This is a genomic window from Cupriavidus sp. GW821-FHT02F09, from assembly GCF_059421605.1.
Genome location: NZ_JBWKVH010000018.1, coordinates 29,653 through 46,035, shown reverse-complemented (window position 1 = coordinate 46,035; position 16,383 = coordinate 29,653). Strand labels below are relative to the sequence as shown.

14 protein-coding genes are annotated in these 16,383 nt (G+C 67.2%); 1 reads left to right on the top strand and 13 read right to left on the bottom strand.

All coding sequences use genetic code 11. The features are described 5' to 3' along the window. Positions 1–10: 10 nt before the first annotated feature. The 9 genes from AC07XB_RS20600 to AC07XB_RS20560 form a co-directional block, all read right to left on the bottom strand. A complete protein-coding gene (locus AC07XB_RS20600; protein ID WP_492371998.1) occupies positions 11–778 on the bottom strand; it encodes an alpha/beta fold hydrolase in 768 nt (255 codons plus the stop codon). Next, the gene (locus tag AC07XB_RS20595; protein WP_492371997.1) at positions 775–1,806 is read right to left on the bottom strand and encodes a M14 family zinc carboxypeptidase; all 1,032 of its coding nucleotides are present in this window, start codon (positions 1,804–1,806) and stop codon (positions 775–777) included. The genes AC07XB_RS20600 and AC07XB_RS20595 overlap by 4 nt, the downstream gene beginning before the upstream one ends. Positions 1,807–1,972: 166 nt before the next feature. Next, positions 1,973–2,671: an HAD family hydrolase gene (locus AC07XB_RS20590; protein ID WP_492371996.1), complete on the bottom strand. Its 699-nt coding sequence runs from the start codon at positions 2,669–2,671 to the stop codon at positions 1,973–1,975. 137 nt (positions 2,672–2,808) lie between these two features. After that, positions 2,809–3,678 (bottom strand): LysR substrate-binding domain-containing protein, encoded by an 870-nt coding sequence (locus AC07XB_RS20585; RefSeq protein WP_492807216.1) that lies wholly within the window; start codon positions 3,676–3,678, stop codon positions 2,809–2,811. Positions 3,679–3,825: 147 nt separating this feature from the next. After that, the gene (locus AC07XB_RS20580; RefSeq protein ID WP_492371994.1) at positions 3,826–5,994 is read right to left on the bottom strand and encodes a phosphocholine-specific phospholipase C; all 2,169 of its coding nucleotides are present in this window, start codon (positions 5,992–5,994) and stop codon (positions 3,826–3,828) included. 101 nt (positions 5,995–6,095) lie between these two features. Then, positions 6,096–6,263 (bottom strand): hypothetical protein, encoded by a 168-nt coding sequence (locus tag AC07XB_RS20575; RefSeq protein ID WP_416052405.1) that lies wholly within the window; start codon positions 6,261–6,263, stop codon positions 6,096–6,098. A 30-nt stretch (positions 6,264–6,293) separates the two neighbouring features. Further along, positions 6,294–8,309 (bottom strand): LamG-like jellyroll fold domain-containing protein, encoded by a 2,016-nt coding sequence (locus AC07XB_RS20570; protein WP_492831475.1) that lies wholly within the window; start codon positions 8,307–8,309, stop codon positions 6,294–6,296. 364 nt (positions 8,310–8,673) lie between these two features. Next, positions 8,674–9,990, bottom strand: coding sequence for an MFS transporter (locus tag AC07XB_RS20565; protein ID WP_492807220.1), 1,317 nt, complete (start codon positions 9,988–9,990; stop codon positions 8,674–8,676). A gap of 55 nt (positions 9,991–10,045) precedes the next feature. After that, entirely contained in the window at positions 10,046–10,642 is a 597-nt protein-coding gene (locus AC07XB_RS20560) for a TetR/AcrR family transcriptional regulator (protein ID WP_492831476.1), read from the bottom strand. Positions 10,643–10,800: 158 nt separating this feature from the next. Here AC07XB_RS20560 and AC07XB_RS20555 point away from each other — a divergent pair, with 158 nt between their 5' ends. Then, entirely contained in the window at positions 10,801–11,565 is a 765-nt protein-coding gene (locus tag AC07XB_RS20555) for an SDR family NAD(P)-dependent oxidoreductase (RefSeq protein ID WP_174423665.1), read from the top strand. Between the two features lie 96 nt (positions 11,566–11,661). Here AC07XB_RS20555 and AC07XB_RS20550 read toward each other — a convergent pair whose 3' ends face one another. The 4 genes from AC07XB_RS20550 to AC07XB_RS20535 form a co-directional block, all read right to left on the bottom strand. Then, positions 11,662–11,826 carry a DUF2474 domain-containing protein gene (locus AC07XB_RS20550; protein WP_492371990.1) on the bottom strand — a complete coding sequence of 55 codons (165 nt, stop codon included), beginning with the start codon at positions 11,824–11,826 and terminating at the stop codon, positions 11,662–11,664. Beyond that, a complete protein-coding gene (gene cydB / locus AC07XB_RS20545) occupies positions 11,826–12,833 on the bottom strand; it encodes a cytochrome d ubiquinol oxidase subunit II (protein WP_492371989.1) in 1,008 nt (335 codons plus the stop codon). Before cydB ends, AC07XB_RS20550 begins: the two co-directional genes overlap by 1 nt. A 5-nt stretch (positions 12,834–12,838) precedes the next feature. Further along, positions 12,839–14,293, bottom strand: a complete 1,455-nt coding sequence (locus tag AC07XB_RS20540) for a cytochrome ubiquinol oxidase subunit I (RefSeq protein WP_492831477.1) — start codon at positions 14,291–14,293, stop codon at positions 12,839–12,841. 505 nt (positions 14,294–14,798) lie between these two features. After that, a complete protein-coding gene (locus AC07XB_RS20535; protein ID WP_492807228.1) occupies positions 14,799–16,325 on the bottom strand; it encodes an amidase in 1,527 nt (508 codons plus the stop codon). Positions 16,326–16,383: the final 58 nt, after the last annotated feature.

Here is a 16,383-nt window from a genome sequence, read left to right as displayed (position 1 = left end):
AGGCGTGGCTTCAGCGGTGGCTGGCGCCGGTTGCGCCCAGCCACCGCGCCACCGTGGCAGCCAGCCAGGCCGGATCATCGTGCGGCAAATCGTGCCCCGCCCAGGGATGGCGGCGGTGCTGCGCGCCCCATGCTTCGGCCAGGCGCGCAGAGCACACCGGGTCGACCAGATGATCCGCCGCCGACGACAGTACCAGCGTCGGGCAGGCCGGCGGCGCACCCGGCGCGTGATAGCGTGCCGCGGCCCATAGCTGGCGCAGGGCATTGGCCCGGCTTACCGGCGCACTGGTGCGAATCGCGCACCAGTGCGCCACATCCGTCGCGAAGGCCGCGCTGGCGTTGCAGGTCAGCCGGTAGATGATGCGCTCGCAGTAAGGTGCGTTGTGCCAGCGCAGCGCCATGCCCAGCAGTGCGGGCCAGTTGCGCGTCGGCAGCCGCTCGGCCACGCTGCAAAAGGGCCGCATGCTGGTGTTGACCAGCACCAGCGTGCCGATCTCCTCCGGGTGCTGCTGCGCCCACTGCGCCGCCACCATGGCGCCCAGCGACATCGCCAGCAGCCGGTACGGCCGCGCCAGCCCCTGCCTGGCGGCACGATCGCGCAGGAACGCCACCATGGCAGCTACGTTGGCCGGCGCGCGCCCGGTCGCCTCAACGCCATTGCCAGGCAGGTCCAGCATGGTGACTGGCCCGATGCCGGCGTGGGTTTGCAGCACGCCCGGCAAGACGCCCCAGTGGCGTGTCTCGCGTGTCAGGCCGCGCAGCAATATCCAGTCGCTCATCCGGGCGGCCCCCAGGGCCACTGCGCGTTGGCGCGGTCGAGCAATTCCTGGCGGTGTTGCCCGCGTGGCAGCCAGCGCTCGGGCGCATAGGCCACGCGGGCCAGGAAATCCAGCAGGTTGGCATGCCGGCGCAGCACGCGCGCGGTGCGGTGCGCCTTGACCGGGTTGAAGAAGCCCTGGCGCGAGAACAACTGGCGGGGATTCTTCTTGATCCACAGCCACGAGCCCAGCTCCAGCGTCATCGGCAGGAAGATATTGCCGGGCGGCGTGTGGTCGTAGGCCCAGTCCCACAGGTCGCCGTGCAGCAGGTATTGGCGGCTCTGCGGCTCGAAGGCATAGCCATGGTGAGGATGTGCCTGCTCGAACATGGTCTTGAGGGCAAACATCTCGGGCAGGTGCGGCATTGGCGCGGCGGTGCGCGCGTAGGGAAACCAGATGCTGTCGCCCCAGCCGTAGCCCGAGTGGCAATCCAGCGCGAAGCTCAAGGGCCGGCCCTGCAACTGTTGCTCCACCACTTGCAGCATGGCTGCGCTTTCCACCTCCATGGGCGCGCCGAGCTTGCCGCGGTACCACGGCAGCCACGCCCCCACGCGCTGGCCGCCGGCCAGCAGCGGCACCCGGCCAACCGCGTCTTGTGGCGCGTTGCGCATCAGGTCCACGCCATTGGGGTTGGCGCGCGCGCCCGCCCACATGCCGCCCGGGTTGACGATCGGCATGAACAGCAGCCGCACGGATTGCAGCTGGCGCTCCAGCAGTTCGTCCCACTCCAGGCGCCACAGCAGCATGCGCATGTAGTCGAGCAGCAGATGCGTGCCGATGCGCTCCAGGCCATGGATGCCGGCAAAAAAGCCGATGGCGGGCGCGTGCGGATCGTTCGACCCGATGCTGGCGGTGTACAAGGGAAAGCACTGGCCGCCTGCCTGCACCTCGCCAACGCGGCGGGCATCCAGGCGGCTGGCGCCGGCTTCCAGGATGCTCTCCAGTTGCTGCATTTCAGCAAAACTGCCTGCGTTGGGTGGCTGCGCCATGGGCGAGGGCGGCTCCTTGGGGGGGCGATGCGATGGTCGATTGTCAGGGCGTCAACGTCAATATAGGCGCTGGCGGCCGGTCAGGTAACAAAAGCGTGCCCGCCATCATCCCCCGGTTTTGTGAAAGCCCCGTGACTGGCGCCGGGTGTCACGGGTGTCACGGGTGTCAGGCCGTGGCCAGCGCCGGCTCGGCCGAAGCAAACAGCATCAGCAGGGGCCAGCCGCGCGTGTTGGCCAGCGCGCGCAGCGCGGCGTCCGGGTTGGTGGCCACCGGGTGGCTCACGGCTTCGAGCAGCGGAATGTCGTTGCGCGAGTCGCTGTAGAACACGCTGCGCTCGAACTGCGCCCACGCCATGCCGAGCGATTCCAGCCACTGCGCCACACGTGTGATCTTGCCCACCCCGAAGCTTGGCACGCCATCTACCGCACCCGTGAAATTGCCCGACGCGTCGCGCCCGGCCTCTACCGCCAGCAGGTGCGCCACGCCCAGCGCTTCGGCGATCGGCTCGGTGACGAAGCGGCAGGTGGCGGTGACGATGCAGCAAAGATCGCCGGCGTCCTGGTGCGCGGCCAGCAGCGCGCGCGCCTCGGGGCGGATGGCCGGCGCGATCACGTCGCGCATGAAGCCGCTGCGCAGGCTCTCCAGCTGTGCGTGCGGATGACGCGCCAGCAGGCCCAGGGCGAAGGCGGCGTGGCGGTGGAAGTCCAGGCGTCCGGCGCTGTACTCGGCCAGCCACAGCGCGTTGTTGGCCTCGACTTCGGCGGCATCCGCCGCGCCGGCCTCCACCAGGTAGCGTGCCCATTCATATTCGCTATCCAGCGGTAGCAAGGTGTGGTCGAGGTCAAACAAGGCAAGGCAGGACATGCGCCGTCTCCGGTCGGAAAAGCGGCAAGCATGCCTACCGGCAATGACCCACGGATGAAGTGCGGCGCAAGAATCCCAATACGGATATCAGGGATTTTTGCCGGCGCTGCGCAGCTAGCTCACGCTGCTGATGGCACTTACGCTGCCTTGCGCGGCGCAAGGCATTCCAGGAAGGCCCCGATCAGCCGCGTATGCGTGCGGCCCTGCAGGCAATAGAGGTATTCGTGCAGCACGGGCGGCTGGCTGGCAAACGGCACAACGCACAGCGCCGGGTCGCGCGGCACTTCCCCCAGCGGCACCACGCTTGCGCCAAGGCCCTGGCGAATGGCTTCGTAGATGGCTTCGCGGCTGCCGATGACGGTGCTGGCCGGCAGTGGCAAGCCGGCGTCGTCCAGCGCGGTCTCGGTGGCCTTGCGCGTCATCGAGCCGTGCTCGCGGATCAGCAGGTGGCAGGTTGCCAGCTGCGCCAGGCTGACCCTGGGCGCGCGCGCCAGCGGGTGGGCTGGGTTGACCACCAGCACCATTGGGTCGGTGGCCAGCGTGATGCGGGCCAGCCGATCGTCGACGACGGCGTGCGAGGAGACGGCGACGTCGATGCGGTACTCGATCAGCGCATCCAGCATCTGCTGCGAGTTGCCGATATCGATGCTGATCTCGATGGCGGGATAGCGTTCGCGAAACGCGGCCACGCTCTTCAGGATGTAGTAGGGCCCGGTAGCGCCGATACGCAGATGGCCGAGATGCAGGTTGCCGGCATTGCGCAGCAGGAAATCCGCGCTGCCTTCGTGCTGCATCAACTGCTCCACCACCGGCATCAGGGCCACGCCGACGTCGCTCAGGTCGACCCGGCCAGCGCGCCGGTAGAACAGCTCCACGCCGTAGTTCTCTTCCAGCTGGCGGATGCGGCCGGTGACCGTGGGCTGGCTTACGCGCAGCTGCTTGGCAGCAGTGGTGATGCTGCCCTGCCGTGCCACTTCATAGAACGTCGTCAGCAGGTCGCCGAGCATGGGGGATTTCCGTGGGAATTATGCAAGCGCGCCAGTCTAGCCGCGATTTATGACAGTTCTTCGCCGCGCGGCCACGGGCGCGGCGGCGCGGCGAAGAAGCAGGGATGGCAGGCAAGCCCGGGCCGGTGCGTGCGGCCCGGGCTGCGTTCAGGGCACCGCCCGTGCGGGCTTGCCCTGGGCGGGGTCGGAGATGCCGTCGGCGCCTGTCTCCAGCCGGCCTGCAAAACGGCGCCGGAAGCTGCCCTGGGTGGTTGTCACGACAAAGTCGTACCAGTTGCCCTGCAGCCCGACGGGCCAGTGCTGGTCGAGCTGCTTGCCTGCCGGGATGTCGAAGGTCCAGGGGCCGTCGTCGCGGTAGGCGGCGGGCGTGACGGTAAAGGTGCAGGCCGTGGCGCCGGTATTGATCATGGTCAGGTAGACCGCGGCATTGGCGATGTCGTAGCACACCCGGATCTCCGGCGCGGTGCCGCCAGCTGCCGTCACGGTGCTGACGTCGCCCTGGAAGGCGCGATGGAAGCCGTTCGGGCCCAGTACCCACAGGTCGTATTTGCCGTTGTCAGCGGAGAAGACGTCCCAAAGGCCGTTAAGCTGCTTGCCTGGTTCGACCGCATAGCGGCGCGGCACGCGGTCCAGGTGCAGACGGTCATATACGTGGAAGACCGCGGTGGCGGTGCCCGTGTTGCTGAACAGCAGCCACATGCCCCTGCTGTTGGGATCCTGGCGGCCCGGATCCTCACGGCCGCTCACATGCAGCTCGTAAGGCAGCGCGCGCGAGGGCCGCGTGCCCACCGGCTGGGTGGCCGGGTTGGCGGTCTGGAAGGCTACGGTCGGCAGCGCAACCGGTGCCATGCCTTCCTGATCCGTGCGCACCTTGTCGGCAACGGTCTTGGTGCGGTTCGGGATCACAGGCAGCGCCGCGCTGTTCGGGCTGACGAAGTTGAACGCCGACAGCATGTCGCCGCAGATGGCACGGCGGTACGGGCTGATGTTGGTCTCGGCGACGCCGAAGCGCGCCTCCAGGAAACGCAGCACCGAGGTGTGGTCGAACACCTGCGAGTTGACCCAGCCACCGCGGCTCCACGGCGAGACCACGTACATCGGCACGCGGGGGCCAGGGCCGTAAGGATGCATGTCGGTGTGGTACTCGCCGTCGGTGGCGACGGTGGACTTGCCGGCGAGCACGCCGTTGGCGTCGTAGGCAGGCGCGCAGGGCGGCGGCACATGGTCAAAGAAGCCGTCGTTCTCGTCGAAGTTGATCAGGAGCACGGTCTTGCTCCAGACGGCCGGGTTGGCCGTCAGCGCATTGAGCACTTCCTGCGTGTACCAGGCGCCTTGCACCGGGCTGGAAGGCCCCGGGTGCTCGGAGTAGGTCGCCGGCGCCACGATCCACGACACCTGCGGCAGGCTGCCCGCGGCGATGTCGTCCTTCAGCGCTTGCAGGAAGCCGCCGTCCGGCATGGTGTTGCCGATGCCCTTGATGAGCGGGTTGATGACGTCGTCGGCGATGGTATAGGCCGGGTAGGGGCTGCCATTGGACGTATTGCCCCGCGCCTCGTTGGCCTTGCGGTACTGCACGAAGCCAGCCAGCGGGTTGTCGGTGAAGTTGTCCGGCATGTTCTGGTACAGCTTCCAGCTCACGCCCGCCGCCTGCAGGCGTTCCGGATACGTGGTCCAGCGGTAGCCGCCGGTGGAAGCGCCCATGGAGTCGCCGCTGTTGTCGATCACCGGGCCGCCATTGGCGCCGGTGGGGTCGTTGGTGCCGGTCCAGTGGAACAGGCGGTTGGTGTTGGTGCCGCCATGGAAGCCGCAGTGGTAGGCGTCGCACAGCGTGAAGGCGTTGGCGAGTGCGAACTGGAAGTCCAGCTCGGTCTGGGTGTAGTAGCCCATCGACTGGGTGTTCTTGTAGGTGGGCCACTTGTTCATGCGGCCCAGGTCCCAGGCGTTCTGGGCGTCGGGGTAGCTGTGCGGCGTGCCGCTGACGCGTTGCGCATTGCCGGCCGTGCTGTCGAGGTGGTACGGCTGCACGATGCGGTTGGTGTAGGCCTGCTGCCAGACATTGAGGCCGCCAGCCAGCGGGATCGGGAAACGATCGCCAAAACCGCGCACGCCCTGCAGCGTGCCGAAGTAATTGTCGAAGGAGCGGTTTTCCTGCATCAGGATCACCACGTGCTCCACGTCGCGGATGGTGCCGGTGGCGTTGTTGGCGGGAATCGCCAGCGCGCGCCGGATCGACGGCGGGAAGGCGGCCAGCGCCGCGGTGGCGGCGGCGCTGCCGCCGGCCATCTTGAGGAATTTGCGTCTGCTGTGAAGGCTCATCTTGGTGTTTAGCTGGACTGTTTGGTTCGTGCGGTGGGCAGGGCCGGTGCCCTGCGGTGCGCTGCTGTTAGGGACGGGTCACCGCTGTTGGCGGCTGCTCGTTAAGGCGCGCAGCGCAGCTGCGGCGTGGCTGCGGGCGGCTGCCCGGGCTGCGCAGGATCGGCGGGCTTGCTGTCGGTGGAGTCGCCGCCGCAGGCGGCCAGCGCGGCGCACAGCGCCAGTGCCGCCAGCCAGCCTGGCCGGGCAAAGAAGGAGATCGAAGGCTTCATGATGATGTTTGCTCTCGGGGTGAATGGGTATCAAGGGTTGAGCGTGGACAGCGGCTGGCGCGAGCCGGCAATGGTCTGCAGCTCGGCCAGGCTGAGCTGGCGTGTCCACATGGCCAGGTCGTTGAACTCCATCACGCCCTTGAGCGCGCCGCTGTTGTTCGGCACATAGGCGTGCGTGGCATCGTCGTTGATGCCCCAGACCTTGGTGGCGAGGCCGTTGAGCTTGGTCACATCGGTGTTGGCGATGACCTTGTTCTCGGTCTTCTGCAGGCCGAGCGCCGGGTCGATGATGTAGGCGCTGAAGGTCTTGGCCGTGGCGTTGACCGACAAGGCCACGTAGGCCCACTGGTTGGCGCTGAACTTCATGCCTTGGATGTCATCGCGCTTGCCGCCGCTGCCGATGTTGAAGCGGATCTCGCAGCTGCCGAACAGGCCAAGCGCAATGCCGGCGTTGGAGCCCGAGACGTAGTTCTTGTTCGACAGGATCGGCTCGCCGGTGCCATTGCCCTGGGTGCAGTCGGACTTGAACCAGAAACCGATGGTGAACTGCGGGCTGAGCGCGATATCGGCACCGCTCTGGGTGAGCTGGTAGGCATCGATTCTCGAATCGACCTTCAGCGACTTGCCGCCGAAGTTGTCGCTGCCGAGCGAGCCGCCGTCTGTGCCGGCTACCCACGGGCCGATGGTGGTGGTGCCTTTAGTGTCCACCGCCGGCAGGGTCTCGAAGCTGTAGTAGGCCGCGAGGTTGTTGCGCAGCGTGTCGGCCAGCACGATCGGCTTGACGTAGTTGATCTGCGCCAGCAACGCGGTGGGCACCCCGTTGCGCACCAACGTGTAGTTGAATCGGTACACGCCGCTGGCCGGCGCGGTGATGGTCTTGTCCTCATAGGTGGACGTGCCGGCGGGCAGCGTGGCGATCTGCACGCCGTCGCGCAGCAGCGTCATGTCGCCGGTGGCGGTGGTGGGGTTTTGCCATGACAGCACGACCGAGGTGTTGGTGCTGCCCACCACGGACTGCAAGGCCCGCACGCCCGCAGTGCCGGCCAAGGCCGAGCCGTCGATCTGGTACGAGGCGGCGGGCAGGACCACGCCGACGTGCGCGAGCATGGTGGGCAGCAGGTCGGCCTCGGTCGGCAGTGCCGCCAGCGCGTCCGCGTTGGCGGGCGCGGCCGGCAAGTTGCTGGCCACCGCGGTGTTGAAGGGCTTGTTGAGCGCGATGAAGGTGGTGCGGTTTTGCACCGTCGGCAGCGTGGTGGTGGAACCCGTCGCGTCCAGGCCGTGACTGGTGGTCACGGCTACCAGCCAGTCCTCATCGGCGTTGGCCTGGCGGCTTGCCTGCACGGCGGCCAGCAGCTTGCCGAGTGCCTGGTCGAAGGCGGACAGCGCGGTGGCGTAGCTGCCGCCCTGGAAGCCTTGGGCGGCAGCGGCCAGGCCGGGCGCGCTGAACTGGGTGAAGACCACGTCGTAGCCGGACTGCACCAGCTTCACGCCCTCTTGTGCCACGCAGTTGTCGTCGGCGGTGCAGTCGCGCATCGAATCGAGATTGCCCGCGGTCACGTCGGCCTTGAGCAGTGCCGGCAGCACGGGCGCGCTGGAAGCGACGCCGCGGCGCAGCCGGCTCGAGCTGGCGTTGGCACGCAAGTACTGGAACAGGCTCGGCGTGCGCATGCCGCTGGCCGCGGCAACGTCGTCGCTGACGCCGTGGCGGTTGGCCCAGTTGCCGGCGAGGACCGTGGCCCAGCTCGGGCCGGCAAGCGGAGCCTGCTCGGTGGTGGTGCCGAGCCGGCCGCCGGTCGATGCTGGCGTGATCGACAGCGTGGCCAGGTTAGGCAAAGTGCGCTGGCCGATGCCGCTCTGCAGCTGGCTATAGGTGGCGCCGTCCACGCCGACCAGCAGCACCTTCTTCTTGCTGCCGACACTTGCGTCGCTCAAGTTGTTCTGATCGGGTGCCACCACTGCCGGCGAGTCGCTGCCGCCGCCGCATGCCGCTACCGTGCCCGCCAGGGCCAGGCCACATGCCATGCGTGCCTGCTGTTTCCATGCCATATCCGGTTCCTCTTTTCTGTTGTCCAACGCGGCGCGCCGCTCCGGCGGCGCGTCCGATCACGCTCCCCGTGACGCGTTGGCAGAGTAAGAAAAGGGGTTGTCATGCGGGTGACAGGGAGGCAAAGAATGCTGATGCGCCCATTTGTATTCTTGATGGGACAGGCACGCAGAGGCACAGGCCCTGCCTGGATGGCGGGTTGGGGGACGAAAAAACGAGGAAAGCGCGGCGTCAGGAATGACCGCGGAGGACGACGAAGGGAGAGGAAGCGAGGCGTAAGGCGGGATGTAGTGCGGGGATCAAGCGTGCTGCGTTGCCCTTGTCATGGCGACGTGGGCAACGCAGCGGCGGCGAGCGCCGCGAATGTCAGGCCTTGGCTGCCTGCGGGGCCGCACCGCTAGGCTGCGTGCTAGGGCGGCGGACCATCAACGCCAGCAGCGCGGCCACCACGCACGCCGCGCCTGCGGCGTACAGCGCCGGTGTATAGGTCAGCAGCAAGGTACGGGTAAGACCCGCGCCAAACGCAGCCGTGGCGGCGCCGACCTGGTGGGCGGCAAAGATCCAGCCGAACACCATCGGCGCGCGCTCCTTGCCGAATACCGAGCCTGCCAGCCTGACCGTGGGTGGCACCGTGGCGATCCAGTCCAGGCCATAGAACATGGCAAAGATGGACAAGCCGTACAGCGTGAACGTGGAGTGAGGCAGCCAGAACAGCGACAGGCCGCGCAGGCCGTAGTACCAGAACAGCAGTTTGCGGCAGTCATAGCGGTCCGACAGCCAGCCCGAGAGAATGGTGCCGACAAAGTCGAACGCGCCCATCATCGCCAGCGCGCCGGCTGCGGGCACGGCGGCCATGCCGAAGTCCGCGCACAGCGAGATGAAGTGCGTCTGGATCAGGCCGTTGGTGCTCAGCCCGCAGATGAAGAAGGTGCCGGCCAGGATCCAGAAGGTCTGGTTGCGGGCGGCGTCGCGCAGCACCACGAAGGGCCCGCGCAAGGTCAGCGGCGCAGGCGCGCTGGTCGGTGCCGGCGCGGCTTGCACGTGCACTGGCACTTCACCGAACGCAGCCAGGCCCACATCGGCGGGACGGTTGCGCATGAAGCAGAACACCAGCACGGCCAGCACCGCGCAGGCGCCCAGCACCGGCAGCACCGCGATGCGCCAGCCCATATGTTCGATCAGCCAGGCGGCCACGGGCAGGAACGCCAACTGGCCGGTGGCCGAACTGGCGGTCAGGATGCCGATCACCAGCCCGCGGCGCGCGCTGAACCAGCGGCTGGCGACCACGGCCGCGAGCACCAGCGCGGTCAGGCCAGAGCCAATGCCGAGCATCAGGCCCCAGGCAATGAACAACTGCCACAGCTCGGTGGCCACAGTGGCCAGCGCCATGCCGCCGGCAATCAGCGCCAGCGCGGCCCACACCACGTTGCGCACGCCGAAACGCTCCATCAGGATCGCCGAGAACGGGGCCATCAGGCCGAACAGCGCAAAGCGAAACGCGAGGATGGATGAGATCTGATCCGTGTCCCAGCCCATCTCGCGCGTCAGCGGCTTGAGGAAGGCGCCGGGCAGGCCGAGTGCGGCCGAGGTGGTGAGCATCACGCAGAAGGTGATGGCGGCGATCAGCCACGCGTAGTGGATGCCGCGCCGGTCGAGCCGGCTGGAAAGTGCTTGAGCGAACATGGGTCGGGTTCCGGGGGGGGGCGTTTGGTTTGTCTTGGGGCGCTGGCCCTTGCTGTTACTGCGGATTCGGGCCCAGGAGCATGTCGCGCGCCGCGGCCAGGATGTCTTCGGAAAGGGCATCGCCCTCGGTGGCACGTGCCAGCGTCATGGCGCCCACCAGCATGGCCAGTTGTCCCAGCGCCAGCTTGCGGCGCTCGGCCGGGTCGGCGTGCTCGACCGTCTTCATCCAGTCATCGACCATGACCTTGAAGCCGTCGATGTAGACCTGGCGCACCGGCTTGTCCGCCGGCTCGCGAGCAATGTCTCCAGCGAGTGCCACCGCCGCGCAGCCTTCGCCGCGGTTGGCGCAATGCGCCGTGGTGAGGTAGGCCTCCACCAGGTTGGCGCGCATCGCTTGCTTGTCGCCTTTGGCGCGTTCGATGCGGCGCGACCAGCGCTGCGCGGATTCCTCAAAGGCGCGCTTGCTCGCCAGCGCGGCTAGCGCGTCCTTGGACGAGAAGTGCCCATAGAAGCCACCGTGCGTGAGGCCGGCGCCGGCCATCAGTTCGGCCACGCTCACGCCGTTCAGGCCGCGCTCGCGGAATAGCTTGGAGGAGGCCTGCTCGATGGCTTCCCTATGCTTGTCGGCCTGCTCTCGTGATGCGCGCGCCATATTGATCTCTCCTGCTGAAACTTTGCTTGACCGGATTTTATATGACGACCATAATTTATTCAATAGATGTTGATCATCATTTAAACCGGCGTCGCCGCGCGGCATCGCAGATGCGGGCAGCGTCGCTTTTCTTTTCCTCTGTATCAGGAGAATCCGTCATGCAGAACCTGTTCGATCTCACCGGCCGCGTTGCCGTCATCACCGGCTCCACCAAGGGCATGGGCCTGGAAATGGCCCGCGCGCTGGGCGCCTCCGGCGCCGCGCTCGTGGTATCCGGCCGTGACCAGGCCGCTTCCCAGGCGGTAGCGGCCGCACTGGAGGGCGAGGGCTTCAAGGCCAAGGGCATCGCTTGCGATATCGGCAACGTGGAGAGCGTCCAGGCGTTTGCCAGGCAAGCGCTGGACGCCTACGGCCGCGTGGATGCGCTGGTGCTGAACGCGGCGGGCAGCGGCACGGCGGGCGCGCTGCTGAGCCAGGGCCCGGAAGTGTTCGAGCAGGCCATGGCGGGCAATGTGCGAGGCAACCTGGTGCTGGTCAATGCGTTGGCGCCGCAGATGATCGAGCGTGGTGACGGTGCCGTCATCTTCATGTCGAGCATCGCCGCCAAGCGCGGCTCGGCCATGCTCGGCATGTACAGCATCACCAAGGCCGCAACGGACGGAGCGGTGCGCAGCCTGGCGCTGGAGCTCGGGCCGAAGGGGATCAACGTGAATGCGATCAACCCCGGGCCGGTGCGCACGGAGTTCTCGCGCGAGGCGCTATGGGGTAACCCCGAACAGGAGGCACGCCTGGCCGCCGCAATTCCCATGCGGCGGATCGGTGAGGCGAAGGATGTAGCGGGGCTGGCGGTGTTGCTGGCATCGCCAGCCGGGCGCTTTATCCACGGCCAGAGCATTGGCGTGGATGGTGGACTTTCGGCGTGAGCCGCTGAGGGTCAAGGATCAAAGGTCAACGGTCAACGGTCAACGGTCAAAGGATCGCGCCCCGCAGATGCCGGGGCGCCGGGCCGCAAACGCCCCTCAGCTATGCATGCCTGCCAGCCGCATCAGCAGGCGCAGCAGTAAAGCCGCCACGCCCAGCGCGGCCACGCTGGCCACCCAGATCAGCACCATCCAGCCGACCCGCTTGAGCCACGGCCTGGGCGCATCATCCGGCGGTCGCCGGCGGTGCTGCGTCGCTGGCATCAGTGATAGCCCTCGCCGTGTTTCACCTTGCCTCGGAACACGTAATAGGCCCACACCGTGTACATCAGGATGAAGGGAATGATGAACAGCGCGCCCACCAGCGCAAAGCCCTGGCTTTGCGCTGGCGAGGAGGCGTCCCAGATCGAGATATCCGGCGGCACGATATTCGGCCATACGCTGATCGCCAGCCCGCTATAGCCCAGGAAGACCAGCGCCAGCGTGTACATGAACGGCGCCAGGTGCGCATGCTGCTGCAACGAGCGGATCAGCCGGTACATGGCAAACGCCACCAGCAGCGGCACCGGCGAGAACCAGAACAGGTTGGGCAGGCTGAACCAGCGCTCGGCAATGCGCGGCTGCGACAGCGGCGTCCAGATGCTGATGACCGCGATGACAGCCAGCAACACCCAGGCCAGCTTGCCGGTGAGCTCCAGCATGCGCTCATGCAGCTTGCCTTCGGTTTTCATGATCAGCCAGGTGCTGCCCAGCACGGTGTACGCCACCACCACGCCAATGCCGCAGAACAGCGGGAAGGGCTGCAGCCAGTCCAGCGGGCCGCCCGAGAAGGTGCGCCCGGTCACCTTGATGCCGTCGATATACGCACCCAGCGAAACGCCCTGGAAGAACGCCGCCACCAGCGAGCCGCAGATAAACGCCTTGTCCCAGACGTGGCGCTCGCGGTCATTGGCCTTGAAGCGGAACTCGAACGCCACGCCGCGAAAGATCAGCCCCAGCAGCATGAAGATCAGCGGCAGGTAGAGCGCGCTGAGCACCACCGAGTAGGCCAGCGGAAACGCGGCCAGCAGGCCCGCGCCGCCCAGCACCAGCCAGGTCTCGTTGCCGTCCCACACGGGTGCCACCGTGTTCATCATGACGTCGCGGTCATGGCGGTCCGGCACGAAGGGATACAGCATGCCGATGCCCAGGTCGAAACCGTCCATCACCACATACATCATCACGCCAAAGAAGATGATGACGGCCCAGATCAGAGAGAGGTCGATGCCCATGATGATCAGCTCCTGCTATCGGCCAGGCGGTTGGTGGAAGCGACCGCGCCAGGCACATCGCCTGGATCGTCCACCGCGGAGAGCGGTCGCGCCGGCGTGCCTTCCACAGCGTGTCCGCCGTCGGGTTCCGGATCGCCCTCATGCTCGACCGGGCCCTTGCGTACCAGCCGCATCATGTAGGCGATGCCCACGCCGAAGACGAAGAAATAAGCCACCACGAACAGCGCGAGCGAGAACGCCAGTTCCGGCACGCCGTGCGGCGAGACCGCGTCGGCGGTGCGCATCACGCCGTAGACGACCCACGGCTGGCGCCCGATCTCGGTGGTGAACCAGCCGGCCAGGATCGCGATCAACCCGGTCGGGCCCATCCATAGCGCCATGCGCAGGAACGCGCGCGCGTGGAACAGCTTGCCGCCCCGGCGCAGCAGCAGGCTCCAGAGGCCGAGCAGGATCATCAGCATGCCCAGGCCCACCATCACGCGGAAGCTCCAGAAGATGATGGTGGAGTTGGGGCGGTCCTGCGGCGCGAACTCTTTCAGGCCCTGGATCTGGCCATCCAGGCTATGGGTGAGGATAAGGCTGCCCAGGCGCGGGATTTCCACCGCGAAGCGGGTTTCCTCGCGCGCCATGTCGGGCCAGCCGAACACGATCAGCGGCAGCGGTTCGTCGCCGCGGTTTTCCCAGTGGCCTTCGAGCGCGGCGATCTTGGCCGGCTGGTGCTTGAGCGTGTTGATGCCGTGCATGTCGCCAATGACGGCCTGGATCGGGGCCACGATCAGCAGCATCCACATGGCCATCGACAGCATCTTGCGGATGGCCGGGTTATCGCGCCGGCGCAGCAGGTGCCAGGCGGCGGAGGCGCCCACGAACAGCGCCGTGGCGAGAAAGGCCGCCACGCTCATATGCAAGAGGCGGTACGGGAACGACGGGTTGAAGATCACCGCCAGCCAGTCCACCGGCACCACGCGGCCATCGACGATCTCGTAGCCCTGCGGGGTTTGCATCCAGCTATTGGAGGCCAGGATCCACGTGGCCGAGATCAGGGTGCCGAGCGCCACCATCAGCGTGGCGAAGAAATGCAGGCCGGGGCCGACCCGGCTCCAGCCGAACAGCATCACGCCCAGGAAACCGGCCTCCAGGAAGAACGCGGTCAGCACCTCGTAGGCCAGCAAGGGGCCGGTCACGCTGCCGGCGAAGTCCGAGAAGAAACTCCAGTTGGTGCCGAACTGGTACGCCATCACCAGCCCCGACACCACGCCCATGCCGAAGTTGACGGCAAAGATCTTGGACCAGAAGTGATAGAGGTCGCGGTAGATCGTGTTTTGCGTGCGCAGCCAGCAGCCTTCCAGCACGGCGAGGTAGCTCGCCATGCCGATGGTGATGGCTGGGAAGATGATATGGAAGGAAATCGTGAAGCCGAACTGGATCCGTGCCAGGTCGAGCGCGCTCAAGCCAAACATGTCGTGATCTCCGTGGGGCATTGGGAACAGGCTTGGCCGGCCAGTTCGGGGGCGGTCCATTCACGTTGCGTTTCAGGCGCACGCGTACATAGAGTAGACCACAGGCCGAGCGCATAGAGGTGCTCTTTTTCGTGGGCTGACTGAGGGGGCGAAAGGCCGGGGGATGTGGCTCGCAAAAGGAAACCCGCCGAGGCGGCCGGGTTTGATGCAGGGATGTCCATGGATGGGGCAGCAGTGAGGCTGGGAGATTGGCGGCATGCCATGGACAACATGCTACCGGTAGCTTGCGGTGGATAACAGAAGCAACGGCTCAGAAAAAGACCGGATCAGATTTGAGAGCGGTGTCTTGTTTCGGAAGACGGCTCAGCGGCCGAGCCGTCGCCGGGCGGGCTGCCGCCTGAGCGCTCGAAGCAAAGCCCCCGGGGACTTGCACAGGCGGAGTCCTTGCCGGGGGCGTTCGCTTCACGTCACGTTGTTGCCGCGCGCGCGGGCGGCAGCGGCTGCGCTAGACGGCCGAGACCGAAGCGGCACCGCCCGACGAGCCATCCAGCACCGGCGGCGCGGTGACGATCGACTTCAGCCCGGGCTGCGCCGCGCGCAACTGGTCCAGCCGCGGCAGCGGACGGCGCAGTGCCTCCGACCCTGCAAAGGCTTGCTCCATGGCATGCGCCACGCCCAGCGTATGGTGATCGGCGCGGAAGCGGCCCACCACCTGCAGCCCGAACGGCATGCCGGCATGGTCCAGGCCGCAGGGCAGGCTGATGGCGGGGTGGGTGGTGAGCGTGACCACATAGGTAGGGGCCAGCCAGCGGTAGTAGTTCTCCTGTTTTTCGCCGTTGATGGTCTCGGCGTAGAGGTTGGTCCACGGGAACGGCGACACCGGCGTGGTTGGCGACAGGATCACGTCGTAGTCTTCAAAGGCGGCCTGGAAGCGGCCCAGGATGCGGGTCTGCTCGGCTTGCGCCCAGGCGCTGTCGACCAGCGACATGGCCGCGCCCATCTCATAGTTGGCGCGCGTGTTCGGGCCCAGGCTCTGCGGATCGCGCTGATAGGCCTCGTGCATGCCGGCGACAAAGCTCTCGGCGCGCAGCACGTCGAAACAGCGGTGCGCCTCGCCCAGGTCGAACTGGATCTCGTCGCAACTGCGGAACAGGTGACGCATGGCGGCGATCTTGTCGCGAAAGACCTGCCGGATCTGGTTGTCGACCGCGCACACGCCGAAATCCTCGGTCCAGCCGACCCGCAGCGAGCCCAGGTCGACATTGGCGGGCAGCAGGAACGACATCGGGTCGAGCGCATAGGTGAGCGGGTCGCTGGCCGAGACGCCGGCCGAGGCCGCCAGTTGCAGGCAGGCATCGGCCACGGTGCGGCCCATCGGGCCGACTACGGAGATGGGTGTCCAGCCCAGCAGCTTGCGCGAGCTCGGCACCACGCCAGGCGACGGGCGGAAGCCCACCACGCCGCATTTGGCGGCGGGGATGCGCAGTGAGCCGCCGGTGTCCGAGCCGGTGCAGACCGGCAGCATGTCGGTCGCTAGCGCGGCAGCGGAGCCTCCCGAGGATCCCCCTGCATTCAGGTTGGGGTTGAAGGGGTTGCCGGTGGCGCCCCACACCGCGTTGCGCGAGTTGGCGCCCGCGCCCATCTCCGGGATGTTGGTCTTGCCGGTGACGATGGCGCCGGCCGCGCGCAGCCGGGCCACCAGCACGTTGTCGGCGCTGGGCACGTTGTCGCGGTACAGCGGCGAGCCATAGGTGGTGAGCAGGCCGGCCGTGGCTTCCAGGTCCTTCACGCCCAGCGGCAGGCCATGCAGCAGGCCCAGCGGCGCGCCGTCGAGCACGGCGCGCTCAGCCGCGCGGGCTTCTGCGCGGGCACGCTCGTAGCAGGTGGCGGTGATGGCGTTGATAAAGGGGTTGACCGCCTCGATGCGGGCAATGCACGCCTCAAGCAGCTCAACGGGCGAGATCTCCTTGCTGCCGATCAGGCGGCGCAGCGCCACGGCGGATTGGGCAAGCAGGTTATCGGTCTGGGTCATGGTGAATTCTCTGGCAGGTAGGGGGAAGCGCCGCGCCGGCATGGCAGGTGCGGCGGCG